Origin of the sequence: Bradyrhizobium sp. C9 (assembly GCF_002532045.1) — a bacterium.
In the GTDB taxonomy this organism is placed as follows: domain Bacteria; phylum Pseudomonadota; class Alphaproteobacteria; order Rhizobiales; family Xanthobacteraceae; genus Bradyrhizobium.
The window spans coordinates 38,289-55,074 of the sequence record NZ_NWTG01000013.1 but is presented as its reverse complement, the minus strand read 5'-3'; the positions used below and the strand labels follow the sequence as shown (position 1 = coordinate 55,074).

Annotated in this window: 17 protein-coding genes and 1 riboswitch; of the genes, 12 read left to right on the top strand and 5 right to left on the bottom strand. The window is 65.6% G+C overall.

Going from position 1 to position 16,786, the window contains the following annotated elements:
- Positions 1 to 95 precede the first annotated feature (95 nt).
- The 9 genes from soxX (at position 96) to CO675_RS24125 (ending at position 6,283) form a co-directional block, all read left to right on the top strand.
- Entirely contained in the window at positions 96 to 380 is a 285-nt protein-coding gene (gene soxX, locus CO675_RS24165) for a sulfur oxidation c-type cytochrome SoxX (RefSeq protein WP_245452906.1), read from the top strand.
- 32 nt (positions 381 to 412) lie between these two features.
- Positions 413 to 907 carry a thiosulfate oxidation carrier protein SoxY gene (soxY, locus tag CO675_RS24160; protein ID WP_097674352.1) on the top strand — a complete coding sequence of 165 codons (495 nt, stop codon included), beginning with the start codon at positions 413 to 415 and terminating at the stop codon, positions 905 to 907.
- Between the two features lie 22 nt (positions 908 to 929).
- Entirely contained in the window at positions 930 to 1,241 is a 312-nt protein-coding gene (gene soxZ, locus CO675_RS24155; RefSeq protein WP_097674351.1) for a thiosulfate oxidation carrier complex protein SoxZ, read from the top strand.
- Positions 1,238 to 2,095 carry a sulfur oxidation c-type cytochrome SoxA gene (soxA, locus tag CO675_RS24150; protein WP_502693402.1) on the top strand — a complete coding sequence of 286 codons (858 nt, stop codon included), beginning with the start codon at positions 1,238 to 1,240 and terminating at the stop codon, positions 2,093 to 2,095. Before soxZ ends, soxA begins: the two co-directional genes overlap by 4 nt.
- A complete protein-coding gene (locus tag CO675_RS24145; protein WP_097674350.1) occupies positions 2,092 to 2,406 on the top strand; it encodes a hypothetical protein in 315 nt (104 codons plus the stop codon). The genes soxA and CO675_RS24145 overlap by 4 nt, the downstream gene beginning before the upstream one ends.
- 36 nt (positions 2,407 to 2,442) lie before the next feature.
- Positions 2,443 to 4,191 carry a thiosulfohydrolase SoxB gene (gene soxB, locus CO675_RS24140; RefSeq protein WP_097674349.1) on the top strand — a complete coding sequence of 583 codons (1,749 nt, stop codon included), beginning with the start codon at positions 2,443 to 2,445 and terminating at the stop codon, positions 4,189 to 4,191.
- Entirely contained in the window at positions 4,188 to 4,643 is a 456-nt protein-coding gene (locus tag CO675_RS24135) for a DsrE family protein (protein ID WP_097674348.1), read from the top strand. The genes soxB and CO675_RS24135 overlap by 4 nt, the downstream gene beginning before the upstream one ends.
- 9 nt (positions 4,644 to 4,652) lie before the next feature.
- Positions 4,653 to 5,096 (top strand): DsrE family protein, encoded by a 444-nt coding sequence (locus tag CO675_RS24130; RefSeq protein WP_097674347.1) that lies wholly within the window; start codon positions 4,653 to 4,655, stop codon positions 5,094 to 5,096.
- 146 nt (positions 5,097 to 5,242) lie between these two features.
- Positions 5,243 to 6,283 (top strand): MBL fold metallo-hydrolase, encoded by a 1,041-nt coding sequence (locus tag CO675_RS24125; protein ID WP_097674346.1) that lies wholly within the window; start codon positions 5,243 to 5,245, stop codon positions 6,281 to 6,283.
- Between the two features lie 98 nt (positions 6,284 to 6,381).
- On the opposite strand, the gene CO675_RS24120 is transcribed toward CO675_RS24125, so the two are convergent.
- From CO675_RS24120 to CO675_RS24110, 3 genes are all read right to left on the bottom strand, one after another.
- Positions 6,382 to 7,197, bottom strand: a complete 816-nt coding sequence (locus CO675_RS24120; RefSeq protein WP_097674345.1) for an ABC transporter substrate-binding protein — start codon at positions 7,195 to 7,197, stop codon at positions 6,382 to 6,384.
- A gap of 209 nt (positions 7,198 to 7,406) precedes the next feature.
- Positions 7,407 to 8,180 carry an ABC transporter ATP-binding protein gene (locus CO675_RS24115; protein WP_097674344.1) on the bottom strand — a complete coding sequence of 258 codons (774 nt, stop codon included), beginning with the start codon at positions 8,178 to 8,180 and terminating at the stop codon, positions 7,407 to 7,409.
- On the bottom strand, positions 8,177 to 9,220 hold the full coding sequence (locus tag CO675_RS24110; protein WP_097674343.1) for a FecCD family ABC transporter permease: 1,044 nt from the start codon (positions 9,218 to 9,220) through the stop codon (positions 8,177 to 8,179). The genes CO675_RS24115 and CO675_RS24110 overlap by 4 nt, the downstream gene beginning before the upstream one ends.
- Positions 9,221 to 9,332: 112 nt before the next feature.
- A riboswitch (cobalamin riboswitch) is annotated at positions 9,333 to 9,530 on the top strand.
- Between the two features lie 164 nt (positions 9,531 to 9,694).
- Between CO675_RS24110 and CO675_RS24105 the strand changes: the two genes are divergently transcribed.
- Together CO675_RS24105 and CO675_RS41095 are read left to right on the top strand one after the other, a co-directional pair.
- Positions 9,695 to 11,914 (top strand): TonB-dependent receptor, encoded by a 2,220-nt coding sequence (locus CO675_RS24105; RefSeq protein ID WP_245452889.1) that lies wholly within the window; start codon positions 9,695 to 9,697, stop codon positions 11,912 to 11,914.
- 107 nt (positions 11,915 to 12,021) lie between these two features.
- Complete coding sequence (locus tag CO675_RS41095) at positions 12,022 to 12,195, top strand: hypothetical protein (RefSeq protein WP_097674341.1); 174 nt, start codon at positions 12,022 to 12,024, stop codon at positions 12,193 to 12,195.
- A gap of 117 nt (positions 12,196 to 12,312) precedes the next feature.
- Here the strand turns inward: CO675_RS41095 and CO675_RS24095 are convergent, their stop codons facing one another.
- The gene (locus CO675_RS24095) at positions 12,313 to 13,602 is read right to left on the bottom strand and encodes an ATP-grasp domain-containing protein (RefSeq protein ID WP_097674340.1); all 1,290 of its coding nucleotides are present in this window, start codon (positions 13,600 to 13,602) and stop codon (positions 12,313 to 12,315) included.
- Positions 13,603 to 13,824: 222 nt separating this feature from the next.
- On the opposite strand from CO675_RS24095, the gene CO675_RS24090 reads away from it, so the two are divergent.
- A complete protein-coding gene (locus tag CO675_RS24090) occupies positions 13,825 to 15,057 on the top strand; it encodes an MFS transporter (protein WP_097674339.1) in 1,233 nt (410 codons plus the stop codon).
- A 33-nt stretch (positions 15,058 to 15,090) separates the two neighbouring features.
- On the opposite strand, the gene CO675_RS24085 is transcribed toward CO675_RS24090, so the two are convergent.
- A complete protein-coding gene (locus tag CO675_RS24085; protein WP_158231297.1) occupies positions 15,091 to 16,659 on the bottom strand; it encodes a CYTH and CHAD domain-containing protein in 1,569 nt (522 codons plus the stop codon).
- Positions 16,660 to 16,786: the final 127 nt, after the last annotated feature.

Here is a 16,786-nt window from a genome sequence, read left to right as displayed (position 1 = left end):
TGCGATGGCATCATCAGATTGAAGCCTGGGAAACGTCCTTGATCGCCACTATCTCCAAACCAGCCCTCGTTCTGGCGCTGCTGGCCGGCACCGCCATGGCCGCGCAGGCCCAATCCGCCGCCGAGGGCCAAAAGCTCGCCTTTGACCGCGGCAAGGGCAATTGCCTGACCTGCCATGTCATCAAGGGCGGCGAGCTGCCCGGTACGATCGGCCCCGAGCTGACCGGCCTCAAGGCGAAATACAGCCGCGACGAGCTGATCGCGATCGTGACCGATGAGACCAAGCGCAACCCGCAAACGGTGATGCCGCCGTTCGGCCGCAACCGGATCTTGAGCGAGAAGGAAATCAGCGCGGTGGTCGACTTCCTGCAAACGCTGTGACGCGGCGACATCAGCTTGAGGAGATATTTTCGATGAGCATCACGACCAGCAAATTCTCGAGGACCCGCCGCCTGGTGCTGAAGGGCGCGGGCGTCGCCGCGCTGATCGGCCTCGGCGTCATTCCGTTCGACGTGCCGCAGGCGCTCGCCGCCGCCAACGACAAATATCCGGAAGAGGCCTTCAAGCAGAAGAACGAGGCCGACGCGATCAAGGCGCTCTACGGCAAGACCGCCGAGCCCTCCGACAAGATCAAGATGGACGCACCCGAGATCGCCGAGAACGGCGCTGTGGTGCCGATCTCCGCCACCACGACGCTGGCCGACGTCACCTCGATCTCGTTCCTGGTCAGCGAGAACCCGATCTCGCTGATCGCCTCGTACAGGATTCCGGCCGGCACGCTGCCGAGCGTCGCCAACCGCATCAAGATGGCCAAGACCAGCAACGTCACCGTGATCGTCGAGGCCGGCGGCAAGCTCTACAGCGCCCAGAAAGAAATCAAGGTCACCGTCGGCGGCTGCGGCGGCTGAGTTCAATTGAGGGATAATCAAGATGGCATCGAGCATTCGCGTGCGCGCCACGTCAAACGGCGATATCACCGAGGTGCAGGCGCTGATCCAGCATCCGATGGATTCCGGCTTCGTCAAGGACGCCAAGGGCGAGATCATCCCGCCGCATTTCATCCAGGTGCTGACCTTCGAGTATGACGGCAAGCCGGTGTTCGTCGCCGACTGGGGCGGCGGCGTCTCCAAGGACCCCTACGTCAAGTTCGCCTTCAAGGGCGGCAAGAAGGGCGACGACCTGAAGGTCAGCTGGACCGACAACAAGGGCGCGACCGACGCCACCACGGCGAAGATTCAATGACACGGCGCCTCGCAATCCGGGCAGCGTTTGCGGCGTTTGCGCTCGGCATGCTGGCGTACGTGCCGGCGCGCGCGGCCGAGAGCATCGATCCCGCGGCCGACAAGGCGGCGTTCCAGAAATTCTTCACCAGCAAATTCCCCAAGCTGAAGCTCGAGGATTTCGTCAACGGTCCCTATTCGATGAATGAGGACCTGCACAAGCAGTGGGAAGAGAAGGAGCAGTTTCCGCCCTACGAGTTCTCGCTCGAAGCCGGCAAGGAAATGTTCGCAACGCCGTTCAAGAACGGCAAGACCTACGCCGATTGCTTCCCGAACCAGGGCATCGGCATCCGCCAGAACTATCCCTATTTCGACGAGAAGGAAGGCAAGGTCGTCACGCTGGAGCTCGCGCTCAACCGTTGCCGCGAGGCCAATGGCGAGGCGCCGTTCTCCTATGTGAAGGACGACATGGCGGCGCTCACCGCCTACATGGCCTTCACCTCGCGCGGCAAGCCGATGGACATCAAGATCCCGAACGATCCGCGCGCGCTTGAGGCCTATCAGAAGGGCAAGGAGTATTTCTACACCCGTCGCGGCCAGCTCAATTTCTCCTGCGCCACCTGCCACATCCAGAGCCCGGGCCAGCGGATCCGCGCCGAGGTGCTGGCGCCGGCGCTCGGCATCCTGAACGCGATGCCGATCTACCGCTCGGAATGGTCGGGCATGGGCACCACCAGCCGCCGCTTCACCACCTGCAACAGCCAGATTCGCGGCGTACCACTCAATCCGCAGGACGACGAGTACCGCAACCTCGAATACTACCTCTCCTATGTCAGCAATGGCCTGCCGATCTCGGGGCCGGGAGCAAGGCCATGAGCGCGGCGATGCGAGCCATCTTCGCGGCATCAGCCCTGTTGATCGCAACAGCGACCGCAGCCCTCGCCGCCTCCGAAGCCGACTACAAGGCGGCCTATGCCGCGGCTGAGACCGCCAACAAGGAAGCGGGCCTGCTGCGCAACCAGTGGACCACCACAGCCTCGACGCTCGCCGCCGCAAAAAAGGCCGGTGAGGCTGGTGATTTCGACACCGCAGTCGCCCAGGCCAAGGAGGCCGAGGCGCTGGCAAAGGCATCGATCTTCCAGGCCACCAGCGAAAAGGAACGCTGGAAGGACATGGAAGTTCGCTAATGGCGCGCAGGCCACGGGGGCCGCGCGGAGAGAGTGATGATTGTCCGCCGCCGGGATTTCCTGACAGCTTCGGCCGCCGCAACGCTCGTGGCCGGCCTGCCCCGCCTCGCGCGCAGCGCCGATACCGCCAGCGTCTACGACCTCGAACGCTTCGGCAACGCCCGCATCCTGCACATGACCGACACCCATGCGCAGCTGAAGCCGGTGTTCTTCCGCGAGCCCGGCGTCAATATCGGCGTCGGCACGATGGCCGGCCAGCCACCGCATCTGGTCGGCAAGGCGTTCCTCGACCGCTTCGGCATCCGGCCCGACAGCGCCGACGCCTATGCCTTTACCTGCGTCGAGTTCGAGAAGGCCGCCGTCCGCTTCGGCCGGCTCGGCGGCTTTGCCCATCTGAAGACGCTGGTCGACAAGCTGCGCGCCGATGTCGGCGAGAAGCGTTCGATCCTGCTCGACGGCGGCGACCTCTGGCAGGGCACCGGGCTCGCCAACGCCATGAACGGCGCCGACATGGTGGAGGCCGCCAATCTGCTCGGCATCGAGGCGATGACCGGGCATTGGGAATTCACCTATGGCGAACAGGTGCTGCGTGACAATCTCTCCCGCTTCAAGGGCGAGTTTTTGGCGCAGAACGTATTCCTGACCGAGGAGGCCGCGTTCAACGACGCCAAGGCGTTCGATCCGGCTTCGGGGCGGGTGTTCAAGCCGTCTGTCATCAAGGAAATCGGCGGCCATCGCGTTGCGATCATCGGCCAGGCCTTCCCCTATGTGCCGATCGCGCATCCCAAGCGCTTCACGCCGGACTGGAAGTTCGGCATCCGCGACGAGGAGCTGCAAAAGCTCGTCGACGGCCATCGCAACAACGACAAGGTCGAGGCGGTGATCCTGCTGTCGCATAACGGCATGGACGTCGACCTCAAGCTCGCCAGCCGCGTCACCGGCATCGACGTCATCCTCGGCGGCCATACCCATGACGCGATTCCGATCCCGATCACGGTGACCAATCCCGGCGGCGTCACGCTGGTGACCAATGCCGGCTCCAACGGCAAGTTCATCGGCGTGCTCGATCTCGACCTCACCAAGGGCAAGGTCGCCAATGTCCGCTACCGCCTGCTGCCGGTGTTCGCCGAACTCTTGAAGCCCGATCCCGCGATGCAGACGCTGATCGACAAGATGCGCGATCCGCATGTCGACGAGTGGAGCAACAAGCTCGGCACGGCCGACCGCCTGCTCTACCGCCGCGGCAATTTCTCCGGCACCGTCGACCAGCTGATCTGCGATGCGCTGCTGAACGAGCTCAACGCCGAGATCGCGCTGTCGCCCGGATTCCGCTGGGGCCTCACCACGCTCGCCGGCCAGCCGCTGACCATGGAAGACGTACTGTCGGAAACCGCGATCACCTATCCCGAGACCTACGTCGCCACGATGACCGGCAGCCAGATCAAGGATGTGCTGGAAGACGTCTGCGACAATTTGTTCAACGTCGATCCCTATTATCAGCAGGGCGGCGACATGGTCCGCGTCGGCGGCCTCGCCTACACCTGCACGCCGGGCGAATCCGTCGGCAAGCGCATTTCCGAGCTGAAGCTCGGCAATGGCAAGCATCTCGAAGCCGGCAAGCATTACAAGGTCGCAGGCTGGGCCTCCGTCAACCAGCAGAACGGCGCGCCGATCTGGGATGTCGTGGCCAAACATCTGCGCTCCGGCCGGCCGCCGAACCGCGACGAACCCGCCGTGACGCTGAAAGGCGTCGAGGACAATCCGGGCATCGCGAGGCACGGATGAGGCGGCGCGCGTTCATCGCCGCGCTCGGCCTTGCGGCGGTCGCGCTGGCGACGCCGCCGGCCCGCGCCCAGCTCGCGCCGTTGCAGGACAAGCCGTTCGCCGAGCACAAGGTCGTGCTGCAGCTCTCCGATAACGATCCGAAGAAGCAGGGCCTCGTCCTCAGCGTCGCCAGCAATCTGATGAAGCACTACGACCCCGACAAGGTGGCGGTCGAGATCGTCGCCTTCGGCCCGGGCATCGACCTGCTCAGGCCCGACAATGCCAGCCGCAAGCTGGTCGAGAGCCTGGTCGCGCAGGGCGCGCGGGTCGACATCTGCCTCAACACCGTCGACACCATCGAGCGCGACACCGGCAAGCGACCGGACTACATCGCCGCCGCCACTCCCGTACAGGTCGGCGTCGCGCAGATTCTGCTTCTCACCGAGAACGGCTACACGCTGGTCCGTCCCTAGGAGTCCTCCATGCTTCGCCGTCTCGCCGCCGCCACCGTGCTTTCGCTCGGCTTCGCAACCGGCGCACTCGCCGCCGACAAGCCGCACCATATCGCGATCCAGGTCGACCAGAACGACCCACAGATCATGAATCTCGCGCTCAACAACGCGACCAACGTGATCGAATATTACCGCGCCAGGAACGAGGACGTGGACATCGACATCGTCACCTACGGCCCCGGCCTGCACATGCTGCGTAGCGACACCTCGCCGGTGCAGGACCGCATCAGGCGGCTCAAGGATCTCGTCTTCCCCGGCAAGATCCAGTTCTCCGCCTGCAACAACACCAGGCAGGGCATGGAGAAGGCCGAAGGTCACGCGATCGCCGTCGTCCCCGACGCCACCATCGTACCGTCCGGCGTGGTCCATCTGATGGAGCTGCAGGAGCAGGGCTGGAGTTACGTGAGGCCGTAGAGGCTCCAAAACTGCGGCGCGAAGGCTTCGCCTTTGCGCGGGGGTGACGGGACAGCTTGTCACCGGGGATGGATTTGCTTTGAATTGCCCCTATCTATGGAATAATATCCTCCTCACGACTCGCCCCGGAGAACAGGTAAGCCGTCATGATTTTTCGCCAGCTGTTCGACAGCGTGTCCGGCACCTACAGCTATCTGCTCGCGAGCCGCGCCGGCGGCGAGGCCCTGATCCTCGATCCCGTGCTGGAGAAGGCCGACCGCTACTGCAAGCTGCTGCAGGAACTCGACCTCCGGCTGGTCAAGGCGGTCGACACGCATCTGCATGCCGATCATATCACCGGCCTCGGCGAGCTGCGCGACCGCACCCAGTGCATCACCATCATGGGCGAGCAAAGCAAGGCCGACGTGGTCTCGATGCGCGTCTCCGACGGCGACAAGGTGACGATCGAGGGCCTCTGCCTCGAAGCCTTGTACACGCCCGGCCACACCGACGATTCCTATAGCTATCTGATGGGCGACCGGGTCTTTACCGGCGACACGCTGTTGATCCGCGGCACCGGCCGCACCGATTTCCAGAACGGCAGCGCGCGGGCACAGTATGATTCGATCTTCAACCGCCTGCTCAGGCTGCCGGAGGAAACCCTGGTATTCCCCGCGCATGACTACAAGGGCGACACCGTCTCCACCATCGGCGAGGAGAAGCGCTACAATCCGCGGCTGCAGGTGAAATCGATCGACGACTATGTCGAGCTGATGAACAACCTTCATCTCCCGAATCCAAAGATGATGGACGTCGCGGTGCCCGCCAACATGCATGTCGGCCTGCACCAGGACGAGTTGGCCAGGGAAGGCCTCTCCCTCAACGCGCGCGATGCCATCGCGGGCCTCGGCCGGCCCGATATCCTGCTGGTCGATTTGCGCGAAAGCGGCGAGCGGGCCAAGCACGGCATGCTGCCCGGCGCCCTGCACGCGCCCTATCCCGGAATTTGCGCCACCTTGCAGCCCGGCGGCATGCTGCGCGAAGTCGCGGCCGCGACCGGCCGCCGCATCGTGTTCTTCTGCGCCTTCGGCGAGCGTTCGGCGATGGCCGTGGCGGCCGCGAAGAAGGCCGGGCTGGTAAACACTGCCCATATCGAAGGCGGCATGGATGCGTGGAAGAAGGCCGGCGGCCCGGTGGTGACGGGGTAATCTTGTAGCCCGGATGGAGCGCAGCGAAATCCGGGGCCTATCTTTCCGCGGAACAACCTTCCCGGATTGCGCTTCGCTTCATCCAGGCTACGCGATGGTCACCGCGTCAAGCGCTGTAACTCTTCCGTCAACCGGTCCAGCGCATCGGCCAGCATCACGCCGCCGCACACCGTGAGCCGCTCGGGCAGCACGATTCGCTTGCTCTCCGGATAGAAGCGCTCCAGCGCCGGATGCAGCAGGAAGGCGCGGCCCTCATCCTCGGCGCGATCACCGGCCTCCGACACCAGGATGAAATCCGGCCGCAATTTCACGATCGCCTCCAGCGAGGCAAATCCGCCCGCGCCGAAGCCGAGCTCGCCCGCCGCATTGGTGAGGCCGGTTGCCGCCAGCAGCGAGCTGACCAGGCTGCCGTCACCCGACACAAAGCCGCGGCGCTCCAGCGGCAGCACGCGATAGTGATGAATGCTCGCCACCGCCCGCGCCCGCGCGATTGCCGCATCGAGGCGCGCGACCTCGGTCTGCGCCCGATCCGGATGCTGCACCACGTCGCCCATCGCGCGGATCTGGTCCCTCACCTCATCCAGCGTGCGCGGCACGGTGAACTCGACGAGGTGCAACCCGTTGGCCTTCAAGAGATCGCGCGTCGCGCGCTTGTCGAACAGGCTGACGACGACAAGGTCGGGCTTGAGCAACAGCACGTCCTCGGCCCCGCCCGACAGCCGCGGATAGTTTCGCGCTTTCTCGGCGGCCCAGGACTGCCAGGCATCGCGTGAAAAGCGGCTCAGCCCGAGGATCTGGTCCGGATCGGCCAGCGACAGCACCAGTTGGTCGCTGCAGACGTTCATCGAGACGATGCGCGGTCCGGCAGCAAAAGAGACGCTCGCCGGCATGAGCCAGGCAAGAACCGAGAACATCAATGCAAGGCAGAGCGAAGCAAGATGGGCGCCACGCGAAGGGTGCGCCCCCTCTCCCGCTTGCAGGGGAGGGCTGGGGTGGGGGTAGCGCCGCCACGAACACTCTTCGATTGGAGAAAGCCCCCACCCGCATCGCATCTGGCGATGCGATGCGACCTCCCCCGCAAGCGGGAGAGGTGAGCCGAGTTCGTGGAGAGGCCTCGGCCTCATCACACGTCCGCCCACGGCACGATCACGGCCTCGCGCTGAAACTCGGCGCGATAGGCGCTGACCCGGAATACGCTGGCGAGGACCGCCTCGGACAACGCCTCATCCGGCGCGCCTTGCGCCGCCAGCCGGCCCTCCGACAGCACCAGCACATGATCGGCAAACCGCGCCGCGAGCCCGAGATCGTGGGTCACCACGATGACCAGCACGCCGGTGTCGGCGACGTTGCGCAGCTTCTGCATCACGTCGATCTGGTGGCGCGGATCGAGCGAGGCGGTCGGCTCGTCGGCGAGGATCACCGGCGCCTCCACTGCCAGCACGCGGGCCAGCGCGACGCGGCTCCGTTCGCCGCCGGAGAGCTCGGTGACGCGGCGATCGCCGAATTCGGTAACGTCGACCGCCTGCATCGCCCGCAGCACCGCCTCGATATCTTTCGGCGACAGCCGCGCCGGATCGGTCGCGCCATGCGGATAGCGCCCGAGCGCGACGATATCGCGGGCCGGCAGTGGCCAATGCACCATGTGCCCCTGCGGCAGATACGCGAAGCGCTTGGCGCGCTCGCGCAGCGCAAGCGTCGCCAGCGCATCGCCACCGATCCTGATCTCGCCGTCGGATGGAATTAGGCCAGCCAACGCGCGCAGCAAGGTGGTCTTGCCGGCGCCGTTCGGACCGACCAGCGCGACGAGGTGCCGCGCTTCCAGCGACAGCGAAACATCGTGCAGCACCTGGCGGCTGCCGAGCGAAGCATTGAGCGCGGTGGCGGAGAGCAGCGTCATGCCACGCCTCCGCCCAGCGCGCGGCGTTCGCGCATGATCAGATAGAGGAAGAACGGCACGCCGATGATCGACGTCAGCACGCCGACCTTGATATCCGAGGTCGAGGGGATGATGCGCACCGCGATATCTGCGGCGAGCAACAGTGCCGAACCGGTGAGCGCGCTCGGTACCAGCAGCCGCGCCGGATCGTGACCGATCAGAGGGCGCATCAGATGCGGGGCGACGAGACCGATGAAGCCGATCGTGCCTGACACCGCGACCGCACCGCCGACGCCGAGCGCAACCCCCGCGATCACGAGCAACCTTAGCCGCCCGACATCGACGCCGAGGCTCTGCGCCGCCTCCTCGCCGAGCGTCAGCGCGCGGAACGCGCTCGCCTGGCTGAGCAGGATGACAGCGCCCGCGATGATGAAAGGCAGCGCCAGCGCCACGTGCTGAAAGCTGCGGTCCTCCAGCGAGCCGAGCAGCCAGAATGCGATCTCCAGCACCACGAACGGATTGGCCGAGAGGTTCATCACCAGCGCCGTCGCCGCCCCGGCAAAGCTCGAGATCGCGAGCCCGGCGAGGATCAGGATCAGCAGCCCGGCATTGCGGCCGGCGATTGCGAGCAGCGCGAACACCGAGCCGAACGCGGCGATGATCGCCACCACCGGCAGCGCGTAGGAACGCACATCGGCGAGGCCGAGCGCGATCACCAGCACCGCGCCGAATGCCGCCGATTGCGGCGCGCCGAACAGCGACGGCGAGGCCAGCGGATTGCGCAGCAGGCCCTGCAGCGCCGCGCCCGATAGCCCGAGAATACCGCCGATCGCGAACGCCAGAATGGTGCGCGGCAGCCGGATCTCGCGCACGATCACCTGCGCCACATCGCTGCCGCCGCCGAACAGCGCCTCGATCACCGCGAGCGGCGACAGCCGCACCGGCCCGATGCCGAGCGAGAGCACCAGCAGCAGGACCACGAGCGCGAGCAGCGCCGCGGTGGCGCTCCACCGGCGCCGCGCCGCGACCTCGGCCGCCAAGGCAAAATCCTGCACGCTCATTGGATCCATGCTCTTACAGCGATCGCCGTGGCAGGCAAGCGACACCCGACAAAAACCGTGGCTGCGCGGCCGCCGCCCGACATTCGCCGGGTTGACATTGCTGCCGGGCCGAACCCTAGATGAACATGACGGTTCTTTAACGAGATGAAAAGGGAATGCGGTGCGGGGAAACTTCCCCAATGCCGCGGCTGCCCCCGCAACTGTATGCGGTGAATCCTTCGTCACAGGCCACTGGGAATCTCGGTCCTGGGAAGGCGACGAAGGGTAACGACCCGCGAGCCAGGAGACCTGCCGTCAGCCGTGGTCACACGCGAAGATGTCGGTCGGGGAGTACAGGCATGAGCTTCACCTGAGGCGAGAGCACAACGGTGAGACTGGTTCGCGGTGACGTGCCACTGACGTTGCCGAGGTCTCACTTAGATGTTCTCCAACCCATTCTCCCGGCGCCGCCGCGGGCTTCTGCTCGCGTCGACGATGATCGTGCCCACAATCGTTCTCTCGACCGCACGGGCGCAGCAAGCCCCCTCGCCCGATCAGCTACCGGCCGTCGAAATCACCAAGCCGGGCGACCAGAATTTTACGCGCGCCAAGCCGGCCGCTGACGAAGCACCGGCGCCTCGCCGCCCGGCGCCTGGTACCGTGCAAAGCAATAATGTTGGCAGCGGAGCTGGATCGAACACGACAGGGACTGGACCGACCACCGGAACAGGCGGCACCGGTAGCGGCGGCCGGCAGTTCGCCGGCATCGTCGGCTCCTCCTCGACCGTGATCACGGCCGACGACATCGCGCATTCGCCGCTGCAGTCGCTGCCCGAGATTCTCGCGCAGGTGCCGGGCGTGCAGCTACAATCGCTTTACGGCGGGCCGAACGGCGCCAAGACCTCGGTCGACCTGCGCGGCTTCGGCGCATTCGCCTCCGACAACACCCTGTTCCTGCTCAATGGCCGCCGCCTCAACGACGTCGACAAGGCCGGCTTCGATCTCACGACGATCCCGCTCGATTCGATCGCACGGATCGAGATCGTCAGAGGCAACAGCGGCGCGGTGCTCTATGGCGACAACGCGGTGGGCGGCGTGGTCAACATCATCACCAAGACCGGCGCCGGCGGTCCGCCGCCGGCGACGATACGCGCCGAAGGCGGCTTCGGCTCGTTCAACACCCGCATGGCCGCGGTGTCCGCGGCGCTCAATTCCGGCCCGTGGTCGACCTCGTTCTACGGCAACGGCATCAAGTCGGACGGCTACCGCGTCAACAACGCGCTCGACCAGCGCAACGCGGTCGGCAACGTCAATTACACCACGTCGGATCTCACCACCTTCCTCACCGTCACCGGCAGCGACCAGAAACTCGGCCTGCCCGGCGGACGGCTGGTCGATCCGTCGATCGGCGTCAACGAGCTGCTCACCGATCGCCGCGGCGCGGCGACACCGTTCGACTATGCCAACCAGCAGACATCAAGCGTCACGGCCGGCTTCACCAAGACGCTGATCAACGGCGCCGACCTCATTGTCGATGGCGGCTGGCGGCAGCGTGAGACGCAAAGCGGCTTCTTCGGCACCGTGCCGACCATCAGCTTCGCCTCGACCTATAACGATGCTGCGCTGCAGACCTGGTCGCTGACGCCCCGGCTCAGCGTCAAGAACGTCGCGTTCGGAATGCCGTCGACAATCCTGACCGGCATCGACTATTACGATTCGACGTTCCGCGAGGCGCGCGGCGCCTATCAGGGCGTCGACCCCTTCCACATCTACAATATCGATCAGCAGACCGTCGCCGGCTACTGGCAACACACGCTCGGCCTGCTGCCGACGACCGACTTCTCCTATGGCGCGCGCGTTCAGAACACCAGCGTCTCGGCGCGCGACCGCTACGACCCGAATGCGCCGTTCGCGTTCGATACCCAGGCGGCTCCGCTCGACAGCAACGAGACGCAATACGCGCTGCATGTCGGCGCCGAGCATCGCTTCACCGACACCTTCTCGGTGTTCGGCCGTGCCGCGCGCGCATTCCGCACGCCCGACGTCGACGAGCGCGTCGCATCCGGCCCATCATTCGACCCGCTGACCTTCGCGCCGATCCCGCAGAACTTTCAGCTCAAGACCCAGACGTCGCAGGACGTCGAGGGCGGCTTCCGAGTCAAGACCAACCTGTTTCAGGTTCAGACCAGCGTCTACCTGATGGACCTCGAGAACGAGATCCATTTCAACCCGGTGCTGTTCTACAACGTCAACCTCGATCCCACCCGCCGCTACGGCTCCGAGACCAGCGCCTCGCTGAGGGTCAGCGACAGCGTCACCCTGCGCGGCGGCATGGCGATCACCCGCGCCGTGTTCCGCGGAGGCATCTGGGCCGGCAATGACGTGCCGCTGGTGTCGCGCACCACCGGCAATCTCGGCGTGACCTGGAATATCTGGCAGAATTATCTGGTGTTCGACGCCACGGTGCGGGCCTGGAGCTCGCGCATCATGGACAACGACCAGGCCAACACCCAGAGCCGGATTCCCGGCAACGCCACCGCCGATCTCAAGCTCAGCGGACAAGTCGACCGCTTGTTCTGGTCGCTCAGTGTGAACAATCTGTTCAACGCGCTCTACTACGACTACGCCGTCGCGAGCTCGTTCACGGCCGGCCGCTTCTCGGCCTACCCGCTGCCCGGCCGCACCTACATGGTCAAGGCCGGCGCGACGTTCTAGCGCGATCGGCGCGGCCAAGAGTGACCCGGCCGCGCCATCTACATTACAAGCCCCGGCGAACTGGGGTAGACTTCCGGCAGATGATTTGACCCGCGCAGGGGAAACGCATGGCCAAGGCCGGAAAGAAGAGCAAGGTTAGCGCCGGGAACAACGACAAGTCAGACGACAAGTCGAAAAACTCTCCGCCGCCCGCAGCGCCGCAGGACGACGACTACTACGAGGATGGCGACATCGCCACGCCGAAGGTCGATCGCTACGGCAATGATGACGAGCCGTTGTGAGGGATGAGCGATATCCATCCCCACGTCGTCCCGGCGAACGCCGGGACCCATACTCCGCAGCGGATGTTGTGAATAGGGCTCGGCGTTTCACCATCGCTCACCAATAACCATTCGTGGTTATGGGTCCCGACGTTCGCCGGGACGACGTGTTGAGAGATCGTGCAAAAAACTTTCTCCTTCGATCGTCTTGATACTCGCGCGATCGAGCAGATGCGCGCCGAAGCCGCCGCGGGCCAGCGATGAGGCGATCGGCGGTGATGCCAGCAGCAGCGCTGTGGTCATCGCGAGCGGTACGGCGCTCAGCCAATCGAGCCGCACCGGCGTCAGTTCCTCTGTGCTTGCCCGATAGAGACCCTCGCCCGCGGCGATGCGGCCGCATTCCCTGATCAGGTCGCGCCGCGTGCCGTCGCGCGATGCGCTGCCGAGCAGCGCCTGCATGGCGAGATGGGTCCGCACGCCGGCGCGGCTTTCGGGCAGCGGCGGCGGCGTCTCGCCGAGCGAGGTGCGCAGCAGCAGATCGACCAGATCGGTGCCGGACCGGTACGCGTTCATCGGCTCGACCAGCCGCGGGTTGCAGTCGATCAACAGCGGCGTCGCGCTGTCGAGCGGCATGATGACGTCGACCGAGAGCGCACCGTGCCAACCGAGATGCGCGCCGATGGTCTCGAGCGCGGCGCCGATCGCCGGCCGGCTCACGCTCTCCTTGATCGCCTCGCCGCCGCCGATCCCGGCCGCGATCTGCCGGTAGGCGTGGAAGCCAGTCAGCGTGCCGCGGCAGAACACCGACTGGGCCTTCTCGACCGTGCCGGTGACGAGATCCTGCGCCAACACCTCGCCGGCAAAATCGCCGGCGGATTCGAGATCATAGAGCGCGCGGTTGAGATCGCCCGAGTCGCGCACGAACCAGATGCCGCGGCTGGCGGTGCCGACCGACGTCTTGACCACGGATGGAAACCGCACCGCCTCGCGCAGCTCCTCGGCCGAGCGCACGATCCGGGTCGGGGGCTGCGGCAGGCCGAGCTGGTCGAGCAGCCGGCTGAAGCCGGCCTTGCTGTGCACGGCGCGATAGCTGTCGAAGTCCGGCAGCGCCAGACCGGTCCGTGATGTCAGCCGCGCCGCGGCGCGGGCGAACAGGAAGCCCTGCTCATGGGTCGGCAGCAGCACATCGAATTGCCGCGATGCCAATAGCCGCTCGACGAAGCGCAGGAAGCCGGCCGGATCTGACCGCAGCGGCGGACAATGGTGGTACTTGCGGACAAAGCGGGAGTAGCGCGCCAGGCACCAGCGCGAGGGGTCGCAGACCTCGACATGATGGCCGGCCAGCCCCAGCATCGTGATCGCCTCGCGGCCGGAGGTGCTGGAGCCCTCTGACACAAGCACCCGGAGCGGCTTCTTGGCGTCGATCATGGCCGATCATCACCGCAGGCCCGCACTTTGTCGCCGCCTTTTATGCCGCATGTGTCGATCCGGCACGCCCGCGCCGGGGGCAGCCATGCGCCCGCGTTCATGGACAATTAGCGGCCAGGCTTTATTTTCTGCCCGCCCTGCCGGGCATTTTTTGACGCGTTTCTGCACGCGAACCGGTACCCTCTTCGCTCGAAAACGCTTTGGAATTGGGGTTTCTCTGACATGGTCGACATTCTGGCCGCACCGCAGCAAGCGAAAGCCGACAGCGCGCTGCGCACGCTGACGGGAATTTCGGTCGCCCATTGGGTCAGCCATTTCCATATCTTCGTGCTGCCGATGCTGTTCCCGTTCCTGAAGCAGCAGCTCGGCGTCGGCTATGTCGAGCTCGGTTTCGCACTGACGGTGTTTGCCGTGGTCTCTGGCCTGACCCAGGCGCCGATCGGCTACCTCGCCGACCATATCGGCGCGCGCAAGATCCTGCTGATCGGGCTGACCATCGGCGGCTGTGCGCTGATCGGGCTTGGCCTGCATCTGAGCTACACCTCGCTGATCGTCTGTGCGGTGGCGCTCGGCCTCGCCAACAGCGTCTACCATCCGGCTGACTACGCGATCCTCTCGGCCCATATGGACGAGGCGCGGATGGGCCGCGCCTTCTCGATCCACACCTTTGCCGGCTTCCTCGGCGGCGCGGTGGCGCCGGCGATCATGGCGGCTCTGGTCGCCTCGATCGGCGGCCTCGGCGCGCTGGTCGTGGCCGGCGCGGTCGGCCCGCTGGTGGCGCTGTTCCTGATCGTGCTCGGAATTCCCGATGCCGGCGCCAACAAGAACAAGCCGAAGGACGACACGGCATCGAAGGCCAGCGTGATCACGCCGGCGCTGATGGTGCTGACCGCGTTCTTCACGCTGCTCAGCCTGTCGACCTCGGGTATCAACAATTTCGGTGTGGTCGCGCTGATGGGCGGCTACGGCGCGTCGTTCTCGACCGCCAACATCGCGCTCACCGCGTTCCTCGGCGCCAGCGCCGCGGGCGTGCTCGCCGGCGGCTATCTGGCCGACTGGACCCATCGCCACAGCCAACTCGCCGCGGCCTGCTTCGCGGTCAATGCCGTGCTGGTGCTGCTGATTGCGCTGATGAACCTGCCGCCGGTCGTGCTCACGCTCGCGATGGGGCTTGCCGGATTCCTTGGCGGCGTGATCGCACCGTCCCGCGACATGATGGTGCGCAACGCCGCGCCTCCCGGTGCCGCCGGCCGCGCCTTCGGCATCGTCTCCACCGGCTTCAATTTCGGCGGCATCGTCAGCCCGCTGCTGTTCGGCTGGATCATGGACCAGCACATGCCGCATTGGGTGTTCGGCGCGTCCGTGTGCTTCATGGTGCTGACCGTGCTGCTCGCACTGGTCACCGAGCGCAAGCCGCAGGCTTCGGATCTTACAATCCAGGCACAGCCCCGTTAGGGCGCTCCCCCCGCATCGCGCGCCGCCGCGAACTCACCGGCCCCAGAATGCGGGCGTCGTCTTGAAGCGGCGCCAGCTCTTGCGCAGCGCTTTCGCCACCGCGATCTGATCGCGGGCCAGCCAGCCGGCCATCGCGCCGATGCCGAGATGAAGCGCAGGCTGGTCGTCCTGCGCGATGGTGTGGAGCAGCACGCGCGTGCTGCCGATGTCGCACACCCGCCCGAGGCTGGTCTGCAGCCCGGCGAGCCGCTTCACATAGCGCTTCGCGGGCGCGTGGGAGCCATAGAGCGGCAGGAAGAACTCCGCTGCATAGCGCAACTTCTTGAGGTTGATCCTGAGATTGTGCTGCGCGTGGATATCGAGCCGCCGGAAGCCCGCACCCCGCTTCAATGTCTTGCGATGCAATCGTTCCAGAATCTGATCGGCGAGCACCGGCATCGGTTGCGACAGGACAGCCAGCGCTTCGCTGTCGATCTCGTTGCGCCAGCCGCGGCGTTCCACCAGATGCCCCAGCGAGAGCAGGAAGCGGCTGCATCGGGGATCCGCCAGAACGCTTTGCAGGGTCCCATAGCTCGACTTCTGCCGCTGCTCAACCGCCTTGCGAAGGCCATCCAGGTCGATATCCGGAACCGCGCTGACCAGGCGGGTGATGGTCGTCTCGGCGAAGACGTCCCAATCCCGGGCCTGGCCGAGTTGCCGCATCAGCCATTTTGCTTCGCTGTTGATCGCCAGAAATGCCGGCGAAGGAATGTCGCGCCGGAACAGCGCACAGATCGTCCGCAAGCGCCGCAAGGCCACCCGCATCTGGTGCACGCCTTCGGGGTCCGATCCCTGCTCGGCCACCGCGTGATTTTTCAAAAGATGGTGCCAGCAGGAGCCCACCAACAGCGCGATGACGTCGTCGACCGCAAGCTCCGCGGTGATGCCCGGCAACTCGGCCTTGGCGGCCGACGGCGCGACATCGAACGCGAGCGCATAGCCGCGTTCCGCCTTGCTGCGCGTGCCGATCTGCAGCGGCGCAGCGTCGAGCAACTGCGTTCCGAGATCGAACAGGACGCCGGCATTGCCGCTCTTCAGTTCAAGCTCGATTTCCGACAGCACCTCCTGGCGCGCATCGGCCTCGATGGTCCCCTCGTCGAATGCGATTTCAACCGACGCATCGGGCAAATCGAGCTGCCGCGCGTGCCGGCGCACCTTGGTTGCGAACACCGGCACCAGCGCATCGTTGCTCAGCGCCGGCACGGGATCGCCGATCTCGTCGGCGGGGAATCGCGCCAGCTCGGGGGCGATGCCTTCAACCGCCGCCTCCCATTGGCGGCGCATCAGAGGCTGCGCGCGACCGGGCGCAAGCTTCAGCGTCTGGATGAAGCTCTTGCCGCTGCGCCGCACACGCAGCGACATGCCGTGCTGAAACAGCAGCCGCTCCGGCGTGTCGTAATAGACCGTTTCCAGCCGATGAAATGCGCCGCGATTGCGCGCATGCTGCACGATACAGGATGCTTCGCGCAGTTTCTCGAGGCTTCCTTGCGGCGCAAGCAGCTTGAGTTCGATTTCCGCCTGATCGCCATGCCTGACGGCAATAGCAGTCCCCGCATCGGTCACGACCGGCCGCCGTCCATCGAATGAAATCGCCCCAAGCATGGTCTATGAAGGTTTCATGACAATGACAAGGCATATCGCGCCATTGCAGCCTGCATTGGCTGCAAATTGTATCTAAACTCACGCTTTT

Coding starts and splice junctions, on each gene's coding strand:
- soxX (WP_245452906.1), top strand. CDS start 96: ATGGCCGCGCAGGCCCAATCCGCCGCCGAGGGCCAAAAGCTCGCCTTT.
- soxY (WP_097674352.1), top strand. CDS start 413: ATGAGCATCACGACCAGCAAATTCTCGAGGACCCGCCGCCTGGTGCTG.
- soxZ (WP_097674351.1), top strand. CDS start 930: ATGGCATCGAGCATTCGCGTGCGCGCCACGTCAAACGGCGATATCACC.
- soxA (WP_502693402.1), top strand. CDS start 1,238: ATGACACGGCGCCTCGCAATCCGGGCAGCGTTTGCGGCGTTTGCGCTC.
- CO675_RS24145 (WP_097674350.1), top strand. CDS start 2,092: ATGAGCGCGGCGATGCGAGCCATCTTCGCGGCATCAGCCCTGTTGATC.
- soxB (WP_097674349.1), top strand. CDS start 2,443: ATGATTGTCCGCCGCCGGGATTTCCTGACAGCTTCGGCCGCCGCAACG.
- CO675_RS24135 (WP_097674348.1), top strand. CDS start 4,188: ATGAGGCGGCGCGCGTTCATCGCCGCGCTCGGCCTTGCGGCGGTCGCG.
- CO675_RS24130 (WP_097674347.1), top strand. CDS start 4,653: ATGCTTCGCCGTCTCGCCGCCGCCACCGTGCTTTCGCTCGGCTTCGCA.
- CO675_RS24125 (WP_097674346.1), top strand. CDS start 5,243: ATGATTTTTCGCCAGCTGTTCGACAGCGTGTCCGGCACCTACAGCTAT.
- CO675_RS24120 (WP_097674345.1), bottom strand. CDS start 7,197: ATGTTCTCGGTTCTTGCCTGGCTCATGCCGGCGAGCGTCTCTTTTGCT.
- CO675_RS24115 (WP_097674344.1), bottom strand. CDS start 8,180: ATGACGCTGCTCTCCGCCACCGCGCTCAATGCTTCGCTCGGCAGCCGC.
- CO675_RS24110 (WP_097674343.1), bottom strand. CDS start 9,220: ATGAGCGTGCAGGATTTTGCCTTGGCGGCCGAGGTCGCGGCGCGGCGC.
- CO675_RS24105 (WP_245452889.1), top strand. CDS start 9,695: ATGATCGTGCCCACAATCGTTCTCTCGACCGCACGGGCGCAGCAAGCC.
- CO675_RS41095 (WP_097674341.1), top strand. CDS start 12,022: ATGGCCAAGGCCGGAAAGAAGAGCAAGGTTAGCGCCGGGAACAACGAC.
- CO675_RS24095 (WP_097674340.1), bottom strand. CDS start 13,602: ATGATCGACGCCAAGAAGCCGCTCCGGGTGCTTGTGTCAGAGGGCTCC.
- CO675_RS24090 (WP_097674339.1), top strand. CDS start 13,825: ATGGTCGACATTCTGGCCGCACCGCAGCAAGCGAAAGCCGACAGCGCG.